18 protein-coding genes are annotated in these 15957 nt (G+C 37.2%); 5 read left to right on the forward strand and 13 right to left on the reverse strand.

Annotated elements, in window-relative coordinates:
- Positions 1-4: 4 nt before the first annotated feature.
- Positions 5-397, reverse strand: a complete 393-nt coding sequence (locus FHY47_RS08450; protein ID WP_139892562.1) for a hypothetical protein — start codon at positions 395-397, stop codon at positions 5-7.
- A gap of 224 nt (positions 398-621) precedes the next feature.
- On the opposite strand from FHY47_RS08450, the gene FHY47_RS08455 reads away from it, so the two are divergent.
- Positions 622-1239 carry a LysE family transporter gene (locus tag FHY47_RS08455; RefSeq protein WP_139892647.1) on the forward strand — a complete coding sequence of 206 codons (618 nt, stop codon included), beginning with the start codon at positions 622-624 and terminating at the stop codon, positions 1237-1239.
- 70 nt (positions 1240-1309) lie between these two features.
- On the opposite strand, the gene phoU is transcribed toward FHY47_RS08455, so the two are convergent.
- The 9 genes from phoU to FHY47_RS08500 all read right to left on the reverse strand — a co-directional run bounded on the left by phoU (position 1310) and on the right by FHY47_RS08500 (position 10645).
- The gene (gene phoU / locus FHY47_RS08460) at positions 1310-1969 is read right to left on the reverse strand and encodes a phosphate signaling complex protein PhoU (protein WP_139892564.1); all 660 of its coding nucleotides are present in this window, start codon (positions 1967-1969) and stop codon (positions 1310-1312) included.
- A gap of 29 nt (positions 1970-1998) precedes the next feature.
- Positions 1999-2799, reverse strand: a complete 801-nt coding sequence (pstB, locus tag FHY47_RS08465; protein ID WP_139892566.1) for a phosphate ABC transporter ATP-binding protein PstB — start codon at positions 2797-2799, stop codon at positions 1999-2001.
- A 32-nt stretch (positions 2800-2831) separates the two neighbouring features.
- On the reverse strand, positions 2832-3746 hold the full coding sequence (gene pstA, locus FHY47_RS08470; RefSeq protein ID WP_139892568.1) for a phosphate ABC transporter permease PstA: 915 nt from the start codon (positions 3744-3746) through the stop codon (positions 2832-2834).
- The gene (pstC, locus tag FHY47_RS08475; protein ID WP_139892570.1) at positions 3743-4630 is read right to left on the reverse strand and encodes a phosphate ABC transporter permease subunit PstC; all 888 of its coding nucleotides are present in this window, start codon (positions 4628-4630) and stop codon (positions 3743-3745) included. Before pstC ends, pstA begins: the two co-directional genes overlap by 4 nt.
- Positions 4631-4701: 71 nt before the next feature.
- A complete protein-coding gene (locus tag FHY47_RS08480) occupies positions 4702-5598 on the reverse strand; it encodes a phosphate ABC transporter substrate-binding protein PstS family protein (RefSeq protein WP_139892573.1) in 897 nt (298 codons plus the stop codon).
- A 282-nt stretch (positions 5599-5880) separates the two neighbouring features.
- On the reverse strand, positions 5881-7965 hold the full coding sequence (locus FHY47_RS08485; RefSeq protein ID WP_254654710.1) for a peptidoglycan D,D-transpeptidase FtsI family protein: 2085 nt from the start codon (positions 7963-7965) through the stop codon (positions 5881-5883).
- A 93-nt stretch (positions 7966-8058) separates the two neighbouring features.
- Positions 8059-9267 carry an MFS transporter gene (locus tag FHY47_RS08490; RefSeq protein ID WP_148630152.1) on the reverse strand — a complete coding sequence of 403 codons (1209 nt, stop codon included), beginning with the start codon at positions 9265-9267 and terminating at the stop codon, positions 8059-8061.
- Positions 9268-9429: 162 nt separating this feature from the next.
- Positions 9430-10038, reverse strand: a complete 609-nt coding sequence (locus FHY47_RS08495; protein WP_148630154.1) for a superoxide dismutase — start codon at positions 10036-10038, stop codon at positions 9430-9432.
- Between the two features lie 124 nt (positions 10039-10162).
- Entirely contained in the window at positions 10163-10645 is a 483-nt protein-coding gene (locus tag FHY47_RS08500) for a DUF456 domain-containing protein (protein WP_148630156.1), read from the reverse strand.
- Between the two features lie 145 nt (positions 10646-10790).
- Here FHY47_RS08500 and FHY47_RS08505 point away from each other — a divergent pair, with 145 nt between their 5' ends.
- The 3 genes from FHY47_RS08505 (at position 10791) to ispG (ending at position 13295) form a co-directional block, all read left to right on the forward strand.
- Positions 10791-11582, forward strand: a complete 792-nt coding sequence (locus FHY47_RS08505; RefSeq protein ID WP_148630158.1) for a DUF1189 domain-containing protein — start codon at positions 10791-10793, stop codon at positions 11580-11582.
- A gap of 188 nt (positions 11583-11770) precedes the next feature.
- Positions 11771-12064: a hypothetical protein gene (locus tag FHY47_RS08510; protein WP_148630160.1), complete on the forward strand. Its 294-nt coding sequence runs from the start codon at positions 11771-11773 to the stop codon at positions 12062-12064.
- 115 nt (positions 12065-12179) lie between these two features.
- Complete coding sequence (gene ispG / locus FHY47_RS08515) at positions 12180-13295, forward strand: flavodoxin-dependent (E)-4-hydroxy-3-methylbut-2-enyl-diphosphate synthase (RefSeq protein ID WP_139892578.1); 1116 nt, start codon at positions 12180-12182, stop codon at positions 13293-13295.
- Between the two features lie 225 nt (positions 13296-13520).
- On the opposite strand, the gene FHY47_RS08520 is transcribed toward ispG, so the two are convergent.
- Positions 13521-13892, reverse strand: a complete 372-nt coding sequence (locus FHY47_RS08520) for a DUF308 domain-containing protein (RefSeq protein WP_148630162.1) — start codon at positions 13890-13892, stop codon at positions 13521-13523.
- A gap of 153 nt (positions 13893-14045) precedes the next feature.
- Here FHY47_RS08520 and FHY47_RS08525 point away from each other — a divergent pair, with 153 nt between their 5' ends.
- Complete coding sequence (locus FHY47_RS08525) at positions 14046-14624, forward strand: 5' nucleotidase, NT5C type (RefSeq protein WP_148630164.1); 579 nt, start codon at positions 14046-14048, stop codon at positions 14622-14624.
- A 40-nt stretch (positions 14625-14664) separates the two neighbouring features.
- Here the strand turns inward: FHY47_RS08525 and FHY47_RS08530 are convergent, their stop codons facing one another.
- Together FHY47_RS08530 and FHY47_RS08535 are read right to left on the reverse strand one after the other, a co-directional pair.
- A complete protein-coding gene (locus tag FHY47_RS08530; protein WP_066105166.1) occupies positions 14665-15099 on the reverse strand; it encodes a Fur family transcriptional regulator in 435 nt (144 codons plus the stop codon).
- A 14-nt stretch (positions 15100-15113) separates the two neighbouring features.
- Positions 15114-15947 (reverse strand): metal ABC transporter permease, encoded by an 834-nt coding sequence (locus FHY47_RS08535; protein ID WP_066105169.1) that lies wholly within the window; start codon positions 15945-15947, stop codon positions 15114-15116.
- Positions 15948-15957: the final 10 nt, after the last annotated feature.

Raw genomic sequence — 15957 nt, forward strand, 5'->3', positions numbered from 1 at the left:
ATTTTCAAACTGGGATGACCTTTGCGATAACATCCCAGATTTTTCTGTTTTGATCAATACTCTCTTCCCCTGAATCGATAATATCGGCTTTTTCAATCAAATTTTCCATCGCTTGATCAACAAAACCGGGTAAAGGCAGTTCTTTTATCGCTTTGGCCATTTTTTCTGGATAGATATGCCCGTAGATTTCAATAGCCATAGAGAGCTCAGATACCGATAATTCCCTTCCGTATTTCTTTTGATAGTTTGCTTTCAGTTTCCTTGCCAGCTTAATGGCTGTTTTAGGGTTTGGGATGATGGATTCCAATTCTTTATTATTGTCTATATGAACCGCTTTTTCACTCAGAAAATAGGTTATAGGTACTCCGTCCACTTCTACTGTCTCTTTTTCCTTCATTCTTCTCATTCTCCTTTTATGAATAAATGTTATTTTCTTATATCCAAGTCACCAATTTATAAACCTCTTTAAGAATTGTCCGTTAGTCAGATAAAGCTAGAGTTTAGTTAAACACTTTTTACAGCCTCAATAAAACTGTTATACATACTTATCCACCTTTCCTCATAATATGTACAAGTTACTAATACATAAGAAGATGGAGTGAAAGCGTGAGCGGACATATTATGTTTAGTTATTTTTTGTTAGGAATAACATTAGCGGCACCCATTGGTCCGGTTAACTCAGCCCGAATTGATAAGGGGATCAAAAATGGTTTTTTACACGCCTGGATAGTAGGCGCAGGATCTATGATTGCGGATGGAATATTCATGTTATTGGTCTATTTGGGTTTTGTACAATTTATTACGATTCCATATGTCCAGATTTTCCTGTGGCTCTTCGGAGGATTTGTTCTTATTTATACCGGAATTGAAAGCATTTTGAGGGTCCATACACTTTCATTAGAAGATTATCGTACGAAGGACTCGTTATCGAAATCTTTTTTAACTGGATTTATAATGTCCATTACAAGTCCATTATCCATCCTCTTTTGGATAGGGATATATGGGTCGGTTCTCGCTAAAACAGTTACTTCGTACGGAACAAGCTCTCTTCTCGTATACAGCTTGATGATTTTCCTCGGCTTAACCTTTTGGGACATTACCGTTGCCTTTCTAACAACCGGGTTCAGAAGATTTTTAAATGACACTAGCTTGAAAGCTATATCAGCCTTTTCAGGACTTTCTCTAATCGGTTTTGGGGCATACTTTGGTTTTCAGGGCATAAAGACACTGTTTTTTTAAGCATTAAAAATAGGCACAAGAAAAAAATGGAGTACCCTATATGGGAATCTCCATTTTTATTATCACAATTCTATTCATTTAAATGATAGTGTCTTCCTTTAATCATATAAAGGGTTTCTTCCGCCATATTAGTTATATGATCGCCTATTCTTTCATAGTGGCGGACAATAAACAATAACTGAGAATTTTCGTTAACCGTAGCAGACTCAGGATGCTTCATTTCAAGTATTTTACGGATTTCCTGTCCATATAAATCATCCACTGTATCATCAAGCTCTGCAAGTTCCTTAGAAAGGACAATATCTTCCTCCATAAAGGATTTATTGAACATATCAAGCATCTTCATACAAGTGGCGTGCATTTCGCCTACAGCCTCATTAACAAAGGGCTTTTCTTCCTTTGATAATCTAATCGCAGTTTTGGCAATATTCTTTGCATAATCACCAACCCGTTCAATTTCAGAACCGATTTTAATAGCTGAAACAATATGCCTTAAATCCGTTGCAACAGGCTGCTGCTTTGCAATCATCAAGATAGCCAGTTCATCAAGCTCTTCTTCCATTTTATCAAGTTTTTTATCATCCTCTATAACAGAAAGTGCTAGCTCTACATCATTTTTCAGCAATGCTTGGTACGATTTATTCAAGGCAGATGAAGCAAAACGTTCCATATCTATTACTTTAAGCTTTAATTCCTTTAGCTCGCTCTCGAACTTTTCTCTTAAAACCATTTTTTATTCTCCCTTCAAAATGATCTGGCTTATCCAAAACGTCCTGTTATATAATCTTCTGTTCTCTTATCATATGGGTTTGAGAAAATCTTATCTGTCTTGTCATATTCAATGACTTCACCATTCAAGAAGAAGGCAGTTTTGTCAGATATACGAGCTGCTTGCTGCATATTATGCGTAACGATAATAATACTGAATTTCTCTTTCAACTCTTGTACGAGTTCTTCAACCTTTAATGTTGAAATTGGATCTAATGCGGAAGTCGGTTCATCCATTAATATCACATCAGGAGAAACGGCAAGGCATCGTGCCAAACAAATACGTTGCTGCTGTCCGCCTGATAGTCCGTTGGCGTTTGTATGCAATCGATCCTTAACTTCGTCCCAGATTGCTGCGCCACGTAAGCTTTTTTCTACAATTTCATCCAATTCTTTTTTGTTTTTAATACCATGTATTTTAGGTCCGTATGCTACATTTTCATAAATAGACTTTGGAAAAGGATTTGGCTTCTGAAATACCATTCCAACTTTTGTCCGTAATTCTTCCACTTGAAAATTTTTATCAAAGATATTCTGTCCCCGGTAAAATATATCACCAGAAGTACGAACACTTGGAATAAGCTCAATCATTCTATTTAATACTTTAATATAAGTAGATTTCCCACATCCAGATGGGCCAATAATGGCTGTAACTTCATTTTCATTAATGGCAAGATTAATATCCTTTAAAGCATGGTGATCACCATACCACAAATCCAAACCCTGTGTATCGTAAACAAGTTTACTAGACTTTTCCGTTTTAGCCGGGTTGGCTTCTTTTAATTCTATCATCTCAATTTCCCCCTTGGTAATGGTGATTTCACTTAAGACACAGATGCCTTTTGTTTTGTTTTACTTTTGCCGCCTTCAAAATGTTTTTGGATAATTTTTGAGAATAAACGTGCAAGGAGATTAAAGATTAATACCATTATAATCAATACTGCTGCTGATTTAGTTGCGATTGCCGTTGCATCCGGAACAATTCCTTCAGAATTTAATTTCCAAATATGAACAGCCAATGTCTCTGCAGGTCTGAATATATTAAAAGGATTAACCGGACTTGTTAGATCGGCTGCTGTATTCAAGATTGGTGTTGTCAATCCTGCTGTAAAAATTAACGCTGCTGCTTCACCAAAAATACGACCGGCTGCCAGGATAACTCCCGTTATAATTTGAGGCATTGCTGTAGGAAGAGCAATTTTTACAATTGTCTGCCATTTGGTAGCCCCAAGTCCCAGACTGGCTTCTTTAACGCCGGCTGATACCTCTGTAATTGCCGCTTCACTGACACGTGTTAAACTCGGTAAATTCAGGATCGTAATTGCTAGTGCCCCTCCGATAATGGTGTACCCCCAACCTGTAGCTGTGACAAATACCAATAAACCAAATAAACCAACTACAATGGACGGGAGAGATGCCATCGTATCAATACATAACCGGATAAATGTTAATAACTTTCCGGGTTTGGCATACTCCGCCAAATAAATACCTGCGCCTAAGCCAAGCGGTACAGAGATTATCAGAGTAATAATTAACATATAGAAAGAGTTAAATAGCTGATATCCTATTCCCCCACCAGCATCTATATTGCTGGAACGACCAGTTAGAAAAGATGGATCCCAGAAACCCCAGCCCTTTTTGAGTATTTCAAATACTAAATAACTCAATAAAATAATGACAAAAATAGCAACGATATAGAAAATACCCGTCCAGATTTTATTTACTGTTCTAGCGCTCATTTCTGTGCCCCCCTATTCCCGATAAAACGAATAATCATGATGAATAAGAATGACATGATTAAAAGAATTAGCGCGAGGCTCCATAATGCATTATTCCATGCAGTTCCATTCATTGTATTAGACATGTCCATCGTTAAAATTCCAGTTAACGTTGCCGTGGGATCATTTAAGCCAGTCGGCAATTTAACCGTATTTCCGATAACCATCTGAACGGCAAGTGCTTCACCAAAAGCACGGGCAAGCCCCATAACGATTCCTGTAAAGATGCCATTCTTTGCGGCAGGAATGATTACTCGGCTGATTGCCTGCCATCTCGTGGAACCGAGCCCATAGGAGGCTTCCAGAAGTTGTGGCGGGACATTTTTTAACGCATCTGTTGCCAAGCTTGCAATTGTCGGTAATATCATGATACTAAGTACTATTATCCCGGCTATTAAACTGAATCCCACTCCGCCGAATGTATTTCTAAGTAGGGGAACTAATAAAGTCACACCCAGCAAACCATAAACAACGGATGGAATACCAACCAGCAATTCCAAAACCGGCTGCAAGACCTTTTTTCCGAATTTCGGGGAAATAAAATTCGTAAATATTGCTAGAGCTATTGCAATAGGTGCACTGATAACAATAGCACCAATTGATACAAGTATAGAACCAATGATAAAGATCAAAGCTCCATATTCCCCATCATTGGGACTCCAGTTTGTTGAGGTCAACATCTCCACTATAGAGATATTACTGTTTGTAAATGACTGAATACCCTTTCCTGTAATAAAAACGATAATAGCCAAAGTTGTTACAACGATTAATAGTCCACATAATGTAACAAGAATCCGTCCGATATATTCACTTTTCCAATAGTTGATTGGTTTATGATCATTCAAGCCTTTTCGCTCCTTCCGGCAAACAGATGATAACCAGGCTGTTTGACTTCCTGTTTACTTCATCCTTGGAATTATTCTTTATTTTCTAGCTCTAACATTGGAATGTATCCCATTTTCGTAACGGTTTCGGCAAACTCATCACTCCTAATGAAATCCATATAACCTTTAACAGCTCCGCCTATTTCGCCTTTCGTTACCATATATTCATAGGACCAAAAAGGGTAGCTGCCATTTACCACATTCTCAATTGTGGGTTCAGCCCCATTAATAGTTACCGGTTTTAAGGATGAGCCTTTCCCCTCAGCGAGGTAGCTCATAGCCAGATAACTAATAGAACCAGGTGTGGAATTAATCGAGTTTTCTACAGCACCGTTAGAATCCTGAGTTGTTCCAACCCCTGTATTCATGCTGACATCCTTCATGATTGTTTTTTCAAAGGCATATCGGGTACCTGATGATTCTGGTCTGTTCACGACATTTATTTCTGAATCAGCTCCGCCAACCTCTTTCCAGTTTTTAATTTTTCCGGAGAAGATTCCTTGGATTTGTTCAATTGTTAAATTATCTACATTGGCATCATCATTCACCACTATGCCAAACGCAATACCGGCTACTTTATAATCAACCAGTTCTTCTGCTAATTTCTCATCTTCAATTTTATCTGCTGAAGGTAGATCAGAGTTTCCGATATTGACTGCACCACTCGCCACTTGATTTATACCTGTTCCGCTTCCACCGCCTTGAACAGTAACCGATACATTTGGATTTTTCGCCATAAATTCAGTTGCTGCTTCATCTGCCAATGGTAGTAAAGCTGTAGAACCAGCTGCATTTATGATTCCTGTGTATCCTTCTTCTTCAGAGCCGCTTCCTGCCTTTGCTCCTCCTCCATTATTACTGGTACAAGCTGCCAGCAATCCGATTATAAGTATCAAAGTAATCATAAATGCTGTTTTCCTTCTACGCATTTCCAATCCTCCCATATACTTTGGCTATTTATTTGTAATTTTTAATTTTCACCCTTTACATTTTCTATAGTAAAGATAAAGTTTAAATACTGTGTTAAAGAATTGTAAACGTAGTGTAAAAAATCAAAAGTTTATTGTAAAGATGACTGCAAAATCCTAGAAACCGCACTATTTATTTGTAATAATAATCCAAAAGAATGATACTTACCTAAATTATGCTGGCAGTAAATAAAAAAAGGTCTGCCCCATAAATCAAGGCAGACCCAATTTTCTATTAATCTTTTATTTTTGTTTAGCTCGTTCTTCTTTTAATTCATAATATTTTTCATAAACTTCTTTTGCGATTTCGAGGTTCATTTTATGTCCTGACGAATTTTGGTAAGCCCATGGTACTACTACACTCATGGCAATTTCCGGGTTATCGGCAGGAGCATAGGTAACAAAGGTTATATTATAGGTTTCTGGCTGTACAGTACCCTTTTCCCATTTAGGTCCATCATAAAAGGCTTCCGCTGTACCTGTTTTACCTGCTGGTTTATAGTCAGCATTTCCAAAATAAGAGTAGGCGGTTCCTCCGGTGGATTGGGTAACTTGTCTAAATCCTTCCTGGACACGTTCAATCCATTCAGTTTTCATTGGAAGAGTATTCATCACTTCTGTTTTAACCTCTTTAATAACCGGTCCAAGCGTATTATCTTCATCATCATCCACTGGCTCACGGACTTGTTTTAAAACATGCGGTTTTATACGGTTACCTCCATTTGCAATGGTAGAAACATATTGAGCCAACTGCAATGGAGTATACGTATCGTATTGGCCAATGGAAAAGTCCATTAATAATCCGGCACCCTGCGAGGATCCTTTATAGCCGATTTGTTCACCAGGTAAGTCTATACCTGTTTTAACACCTAAGCCAAATTGACTGTAATAATTCCTCATTGTGCTGAATGCTGAGTTATTAACTTTCAGAGAGCCTCCCGGAACATAGTTTCCTTTACCAAGAGCAATCGCTGTTTTAAACATGTAGACATTGGAGGATACTTTCAGTGCTTCAATGTCACTAATATTCCCAAAATTCTTCCATGATTTTTTAATTGGCGTAGCTTTAATCTTCATTGGTCCATCATAAATGACTTGTCCAGGTTTTATTGCACCGGTCTGGTATCCCGTTAAAATAGTTGCTCCTTTAACTGAAGAGCCCATGGCATAGGATGAAGTAAAAGTTCCCAATGCCATATCATTCATTTGCATTTTTCCATTATCATCGGCTGCATATTGTTTACCAGCCAGAGTTAGGAGTTCACCAGTATTAGGATTCGTTACAACAACAAAAGCACGATCGAGATATTTTGTATTCCCGCTTGCTTTCTTTTCCTTCAATTGCTTTTCAATAATTTCTTCTGTGGCTATTTGAAGATCCATATCAACTGTTAATACAAGATCCTTACCTCTTTGTCCTTCAGAAATAACCTCCGTGCTGACAATATCGCCGGATGTATTAGTTACATTTCTAATTTTCTCCTGTTGACCGCGTAATAAATCTTCATATTGCTGTTCTAAGTAGGAGGTTCCAACTCTATCATTTCGACTGTAGCCCCGAGCTAAATAATAACTTGTTTTATCAGAGGGCAATCCTTCGCTGGCACTTGATACTTTACCTAAAACAGATTTAAGCGTATCGCCATACGCATATTTACGTTCCCAATCTGTTGTTGTATCAACGCCTGGAAGAGATTCAATCTGCTCATTAACTCTCGCTACCTCTTCATATGTCGTTCCTTTATTTTTCACAATTTGCGGAGTTAAATAGTAACCGGCAATAAACTTGCTATAGATCGCCAGCACTTCCAACTCACTTTGACTGTAATCTATTTCTTTTTCAGTAATTCGCTCAAGCTGTAATTTGTATATATCATCATCTGTCAGCTTTCCATCACTTAATTGCTGATATTCTTTTTCTGTTACTTTCTTTTTAGCAGCTTCTGGGTTATTTAAAATCCAAAAGTCTTTCATATCCCTTTCACGAACTTTATCAGTATCAACCTCAATTAGCTTGGAAAGTTTTTCAGCAGTTTCAAGCATCTCTTTGCTTGAGGTTTTTTGTGTACGTGTGTAAGTTATCGCATATAAAGGTTGATTATCAACGATGATTTTTCCATTTCGATCATATATTTTTCCCCTAGGCACAGAATTGCTCACAGTTACATCCTCTGTCCGCTCTATTTCACGCTTATAGTCATCTCCATATACAATCTGAACAATTCCTAAACGGAGTATTAATGCAGAAAACATTACAAATACTGCAAAAAACAGTAGATTCAGGCGAACAGGTACATGTTTTTTCTTTTTCTTTTTTCTGACTTTCACTGTCCCCATCCCTTCTAATACACATTTCTTATCATTTTATTATCAATTTTTAAAGATTAACAGAAGTAAAAGATTCCAGCAACTTTTAGTTTCTTACATCTTGATGTCTTTTACAAAATAATAAACAAACAGATGGCCGGACCCTAATAATAATAGCAATATTTTGATGCCGGTACTCTCCGGCAAAGTTTTAATGAACAATATAAACATAAGAATCGATGCGGCTCTTCCCATATTTAAAAATAATTCCCGGATTACCACATATTCGATACGATGTTCCCCTGCTTCCCAGGATCGTCCTATTACATCATACGTGACAGACATATAGGGGACAAGCAATAAGGGATAAGCTACTGCAAGAATAGACGCATATGTAAGCAGTTTAGTGAATGACACTTGATATATCAGAAAAAAGATTGAACCATAAAGGAAAATGGCCCCCACCAGCATCGACCATTTTCGGTAACGAACCTTTATATATCTGCTGACTAAAAAATAAGCAATAAATGATACTCCTGAACTAATTAATCCATATGTACCTAAAGCCATTTCGCTACCGGTTTCGACAAATACAAAAACGGAAACAACAAAGAGAAACGTCCCTTCCCTTAGCCCCTGCGAAAAATTAGCATACGTAATTCTTCTCCAATCTTTATTATTTTTTCTTTCATCAAGAATACGCTTCAGCATATACTTCCCATTAGCTGCTCTGCTTTTTAATAAGAAACTGACAAGTACTGCCACGATAAACAAACACAGGGAAATTCCAAAAATGAACAGATAGCCATTGTTATCAGTCAAAACCGTAATAATATATCCCGCAAAAAAAGGACCAATCATTCCGCCGATAGACCCAGTTATCCCTTGGAGCCCATTAAATGTATCTCTAGTTTCAGGTTCGGTAATTTCGAATGTCATGAGATTATATGCAAGCCAATAGAATCCATATCCTATTCCAAGTAAACCACCAATCAGAACAAGATAAAGGTGAGAGGTAGAACTGAATGTCAGGACCGCTATATAAAATGCAGCTAAAAACAAGATTCCAATCCTCAGTACAATAATACGATCTATGCGTTTAGCCAATTTCCCAGCTAAAATAAAGGTAACTCCCTGAAGGATTACAACGGACAGATTATAAATCCCCAGATTGATCAATGCCTCAGACTGTTTCCATAAATAGATATTGACAAAAGTATTGGAAAGAGCCGTACTCAAGGAATAAAGTGCTCCAATTAACAAAAGGATATAAAGTTCTTTATTTGTTTTTATTTTATTGACAAATTGATTATCCATTTTCATAAAAACTCCCCTTCACTTCCGGTTAGTTTTCCTGTAGATAATCCTCTTATGTAGAATTAAATCATTTGGTATTTGTTAACAGCACAATCCTTTATTTTTTGCACAAAAAAAGATACAGGAAACGAATCGGATTCGTTTCCTGTATCCACACTTATTATACGATTATTTTGCTGCTGCGTAGCGCTTAGAAACTTCATCCCAATTTACAACATTCCAGAAAGAATTAATGTATTCAGGACGACGGTTTTGGTAGTTTAAGTAGTATGCATGCTCCCAAACATCAAGACCTAGGATTGGTGTTTTACCTTCCATTAATGGAGAATCCTGATTAGCAGTGCTGGAAAGTTCTAGTTCACCATCTTTAACAGTAAGCCAAGCCCAACCGGAACCAAAACGAGTTGTAGCAGCTTTCGCAAACTCTTCTTTAAAGTTTTCAAAGCTTCCGAATTTAGCTGTTAGTGCATCAGCTAATTCGCCTTCTGGTTGTCCGCCCCCATTAGGAGATAGAATATTCCAGAATAATGTGTGGTTAGCATGTCCACCGCCATTGTTTCTAACAGCAGTACGAATGTTTTCAGGTACAGAGTCGATGTCAGCTAAAAGATCTTCCAAGCTTTTTGCAGCCAATGTTTCCTGTCCTTCTAAAGCATTGTTTAAATTAGTCACATACGTGTTATGATGTTTTGTGTGATGAATATTCATTGTTTCTTTGTCGATATGAGGCTCCAACGCATCATACTCGTACGGTAATTGTGGTAAAGAATAAGTCATAATTCTCTCCTCCTAATAATTGTAATAATAAGTACTTTCGGGCAATTCTGTAAGTACATGTGTTACGAAAGTCTTTATCTTTAGATTAGCAATTGAAACCGTTTATTTCAACCTTTATGCCTTATCAGAGCACTCGGATAAAGAAATACACAATCATAATGATCTGAATGATAAATTTGGTTATCACACTGCCGACAAATCCAACGACAGAACCCATACCAATTTTCACTGCATTTTTTAGCGACTGTTTATGTACCAATAATTCAGCTATGACTGCACCTAAAAACGGTCCCAGTATAATACCAAGAAAAGGAATGACAAACGGTCCAATCAGCAATCCTATTGTACTACCCCAAACACCTGCTTTTGAACCCCCAAATTTCTTAACACCAAAAAGATTGACCAAATAATCTGCTCCAAACAACAGTAAAACAAACATTCCCTGTACAATCCAGAAAAACCACGAAAACGGTTCAAATGAAAAGAATACCCCATATAAAAGCATTCCACCTACTATAAATAGAACACTTGGAATAATAGGATATATCAATCCTACAAACCCAATAATAAATACCAGCCAAATAATGAGCCAATACATCCACTCCATTTTCGACACTCCTCTCAAATACCCTAATTCAATACACACTTAACGCTTTTCCGATTTGTTTCGCTATAATAAGCAGAACTTTCTTGTCTTATCGACATAAGCCAGATAGAATAAAGAATGAATTTAAAAAAAGGTGTTGTAGCCCATGAATATATTCTCACAATTTATTAAAAGTCTATACTCGCCAAAGCATATTGCGTCCTTTCGCTTTCAGGGTATAGGGAAAACCATCCTCTATGCTTTTTTATTATCTCTAATAACTATTTTACCATCATCGATCTATCTTACAAATGCAATCCTAGATGGGGCAGATCATATGGCAAAAACATTAACGACAGATTTTCCTGAATTTGAAATTAAAGATGGCAGACTTCATTCAGATGAATCATTACCTGTCGCTATTAATGATGATGTAGCTACGTTCCATTTTGACAGCACCGGTAGTCTGAATGCAAATGATATCACCAGCCCTACTGGAATAGACTTTGGAATACTACAGGATGAATTTGTCATTGCTGCAGACGGGGAATCACAAACAATTCCTTATTCTATGATACCCGGTCTTGAATTAACCAATGAAAAGGCCAGCGATTATATTAAATCCGCAAAAACATCTTTATACATAATTATCGGTCTATGTATGCTAGTGATGTATCTATTTACAACAGCAATATTCTTCTTGGAGATTACACTTTTAGCCTACCTTACCGGCTTATTTGTCACTTCTATGAACAGAAAAGCTACTTTTGGACAACAGTGGAGGATAGCCACTTACAGCTTTACCTTAGCCGTAACGTTCTTTACGTTTATGAATTTTATTCAGGTTCCTGTAATAGGTGATGTTTATGTCAAATGGTTTATTACACTAATGATGATCTACCTGACTATTAAAGAAATGCCTATTCCAAAAAGTAAACAAAAGACCATACAATCATAAAGATAAGCCCTTCCGAATTTCTGCGGAAGGGTTTATCTTTATCCTCTAGTATTAAATGCGGGTCATCCAGGTCAACATTTCCTCTATTCTATCTAAACGTTAGCTCTAAAAAAATCCTTCAAAATCAATTCTATTATCTCTACTAACTTCATATACTCTAGTAAAAGATGGAGGGAGTGCTAAAAGAAATGAAAAGAATAATCCTGTTTATCGGTTTTTGTATAGTAGCTTACTCGATATATTTTGATATAAGTGTAGGCACCCTTCCTGCCTACTCCTCCGAGAATATGGATAAAATGAATGAAAACTACTATAATATAAAAGTAGAGCCGGGAGATACCGTTCTTTCTATAATAGAGAAAAGTGAAGGTACTGTCCCAGTACCGATTGATCAAATGATTGAAGACTTTTCATTATTAAATAACGGAATGAAACCGGAAGAAATAGAAATCGGACAAACTTACCGATTTAAAAATTACTAAATAGCCAATTCATAATCAACTTTATTGTTATTTTAGCTAAAACGCTGATACAATAATTTAGAAGATAATATATTTATTGGTATTGAGGCAACAGCCTAAAAGGAGAGAATGACCAGTGAGTGAACTAATACATCGTACAAAAACCCGCCCCGTAAAAGTGGGACCACTGACTATCGGTGGCAACGATGAAGTTATAATACAAAGTATGACGACAACGAAGACACATGATGTAGAAGCAACAGTCGCGGAAATAAATCGTTTAGAAGAAGCGGGCTGCCAAATTGTACGTGTAGCTTGTCCTGATGAACGGGCTGCTCATGCAATTTCTGAAATAAAAAAACGTATTAATATACCTTTAGTAGTTGATATTCACTTTGACTATCGTCTGGCTTTAATCGCGATTGAAGGCGGAGCTGATAAAATCCGTATTAACCCGGGCAATATCGGCCGACGCGAAAAAGTGGAAGCCGTTGTAAAAGCAGCAAAGGCGAAAGGGATTCCAATTCGCATCGGGGTCAACGCAGGATCTTTAGAACGTAAAATCCTTGAAAAATACGGTTACCCAACTGCAGACGGTATGGTTGAGAGTGCTTTACATCATATAAAAATTCTTGAAGACTTAGACTTCCATGACATCATCGTATCAATGAAAGCATCTGATGTACGCTTGGCAATTGAAGCCTATGAAAAGGCAGCACAGGCCTTTGATTATCCACTTCACCTTGGAATCACAGAATCCGGCACGTTATTCTCAGGAACGATCAAGAGTTCTGCCGGTATAGGTGCCTTATTAAGTAAAGGCATTGGGAATACATTGCGTATTTCTTTAAGTGCTGATCCGGTTGAAGAAGTCAAAGTAGCCAGAGAGCTGTTAAAAGTTTTTGGTTTATCAGCCAATTCCGCTACCTTAATATCATGTCCGACATGCGGACGTATAGAGATTGATTTAATTTCCATTGCTAACGAAGTGGATGAATATATTCAAAAAATTAAAGCTCCAATTAAAGTGGCGGTATTAGGATGTGCCGTTAACGGACCTGGCGAAGCAAGAGAAGCTGATATCGGCATTGCTGGTGCTCGCGGAGAAGGTCTATTGTTCCGCAAGGGTAAAATCGTTCGTAAAGTGCCAGAAGAAATAATGGTTGAGGAACTAAAAAAAGAAATCGATATTCTTGCTGAAGAGTATTACGAAAAACAAAGAATTGAAAAAGAAAAAGCAAGCCTGTCTTAAATTAAGCAGAAGCAATTCAGGTTCGAACCAGAAACTTTAAACTTATTTAAAGGTATGAGAATTTATTCTTTTTCCCAGTATATGTAAACAAAGAACTTCAAAATAATTATTATTTTGAAGTTCTTTGTTTTATATCTGTTATTTATGAATGGAGGGATTGGATAAAAATCCACTCCCTAAACTATTTGAGATTTGAAAGCCCCTAAACGATTCAGGCCTAATGTATTAGAAAAAGGGATATACCAAAAGACCAGCAACAACAGAAAATACACCAATTACTATTGCTGCTATCCCCATCATACGCGATTCAGTTTTCATCGCAAAAATCCCTGCGACAATGCCAATTGTTCCAAAAATCACCGGCATAAAAAATAGAGAGGCAATTGACAAGGCTAACGCCACTATACCAAAGCTGCCAGCCTTAGAAGTGGTCTTATTATTATTTCCTGTTTGACTATGACCTCTGTATTCAGCAGTATCCATAAATTCTGCTCCGGTCTCCTCATGATAATTGAGCTTTTGACACACGTCTTCATTTTTAAATTTATCTCTTTTATTTCTTGCATTCCAATGTCTTTTTGAGGCTGACAATAGCATCCCCTACCTTCCTTTATTGAAGCCTTCCTAGTTTGCTCCATAAAAGGCTAACTCATAAGCAGGGATTGTTTCATGAATCTACAAAATTTAGAAAAGCAATTTGTCGCATTTTGATGTAAACTACAGACAAACATATTTTGGAGGAAATGCTTCATGTCAAAACCTAAACGTTTTGGAATAGATATTGATGGTACCATCACTACACAGGATTCCATGCTTCCTTATATCAACAAAGCCTTTCGCTTACAATTAACATTAGAGGATATTAACCAATATGAATTTTATCCGTTTGTAAATGTTCCAGAGCATGAATTTGATCTTTGGTTTCAAAAACACGAACCCATCATCTATTCTGAATCACCTATGGCAAAGGATGCCAAACGAGTTTTACAGGAATGGAAAGAAATATATGAACTGTATTTCATCAGTGCCAGAAATCAAAGTTTATTGCCAGTTACAAAGGAGTGGTTCAGTAAAAACGATTTACTGTATCACCACATCGAATTAATCGGTACGCATAATAAAATTGCAACGGTAAAAAAACACCAAATTGATCTTTTCTTTGAGGATAAGCACGATAACGCTGTTGCAATTGCTGAGGAATGTGAAATTCCAGTCATCTTATTTGACGCACCTTATAATCGGATGGCTATCCCAAACAATGTGAATAGGGTGAAAAATTGGGAGGAAGCCTATCAGTGGGTAAACCATTGGAATAAAGAAAATCGGTAATAAAAAGGAGCCACTCTCCAAAACGCAGAATGGCTCCTTTCTAGTTACTTTGTTGTATATTCTCCTGCAAACAATCTGGACATCTTCCGTATATTTCAAATTTATGTCCTGAAATATCATATCCTTTAAAATCCTCTGTTATTTTTTCCATTGGGCATAACTCTACATTACGAGTTTTTCCGCATTCCATACAAATGAAATGATGGTGATGATGATTTCCAACACAAGCAAATCGGAATCTTTTTTCACCAGATAGCTCAGTGGTTTCTAGAATCCCTAAATTTGCATACAAGGATAAATTTCGGTATATCGTGTCATAGCTCATACCTGGGTACGAACTTTTCAATTTTTCAAGGACTTCTTTGGCTGTTAAATAACGATTGCTCTTCGAAAAAAGTTCAAGCATGTCTTCACGCTTCTCAGTGTATTTGTAGCCCTTATCTTTCAAGAGTTGTATTGCTTCTTTAACATCCATCTTCAGATACCTCCTTACGCAGTCATTCTCCATTTCTTGATAAAAATTGTGATTAAAAGAATGATAATTGCCAATACAACGATTGTACCACCCGGAGCAAGATTTAAGTAATAGGATGTGAATAATCCGCCTATTACAGCCAATTCTCCAAACAGAATGGAAATAAAAATGGTTTGTTTAAACCCCTTCGCTACTTTTAAGGCAGCGGCTACCGGTAAAGTCATTAATGAAGAAACAAGCAGGACACCCACAATTCTCATAGAAATGGCAATGACCAATGCAACGAGCACGATAAAGATAAAGTGAATCGCTTTAGCCGGTATTCCGGAAGTTTTAGCATGCTCCTCATCAAAGGATAAAAGGAATAATTCTTTATATAAGAATATAACAATTGCGATAACAGCAATACTGATCGCCAAAACAATCCATAAGTCTGTCCGACTTACCGCACTGACACTTCCAAATAAATATCCAAATAAATCAGTCGTGAAGCCATTAGCGAGCGAGATAAAAATAGCTCCCAGCCCTACTCCTCCGGAAAGAATGATTGGAATGGCAAGTTCCTGATAATGTTTATAGACGGAACGCAGTCTCTCTATAAACAGAGATCCCGTTACCGAGAAGGCCATCCCCATATATAAAGGGTTGATAGGACCCAGTGCAGGCACTTCCTTACTTAGTAACAAACTGAATGCAATTCCAGTCAGGGTTACATGGCTAAGGGCATCTGCAATTAAGGAGAGTTTTCGAACTACAATAAATACACCTAACAGCGGAGCAATAATACCAATCACAATCCCCGCTAGAAAGGCATTTTGTAGAAATTCATACTGAAACATTGATAACATACTACTTCCT

This window comes from Bacillus sp. E214 (genome assembly GCF_008087365.1).
Lineage (GTDB): Bacteria > Bacillota > Bacilli > Bacillales > Pradoshiaceae > Pradoshia.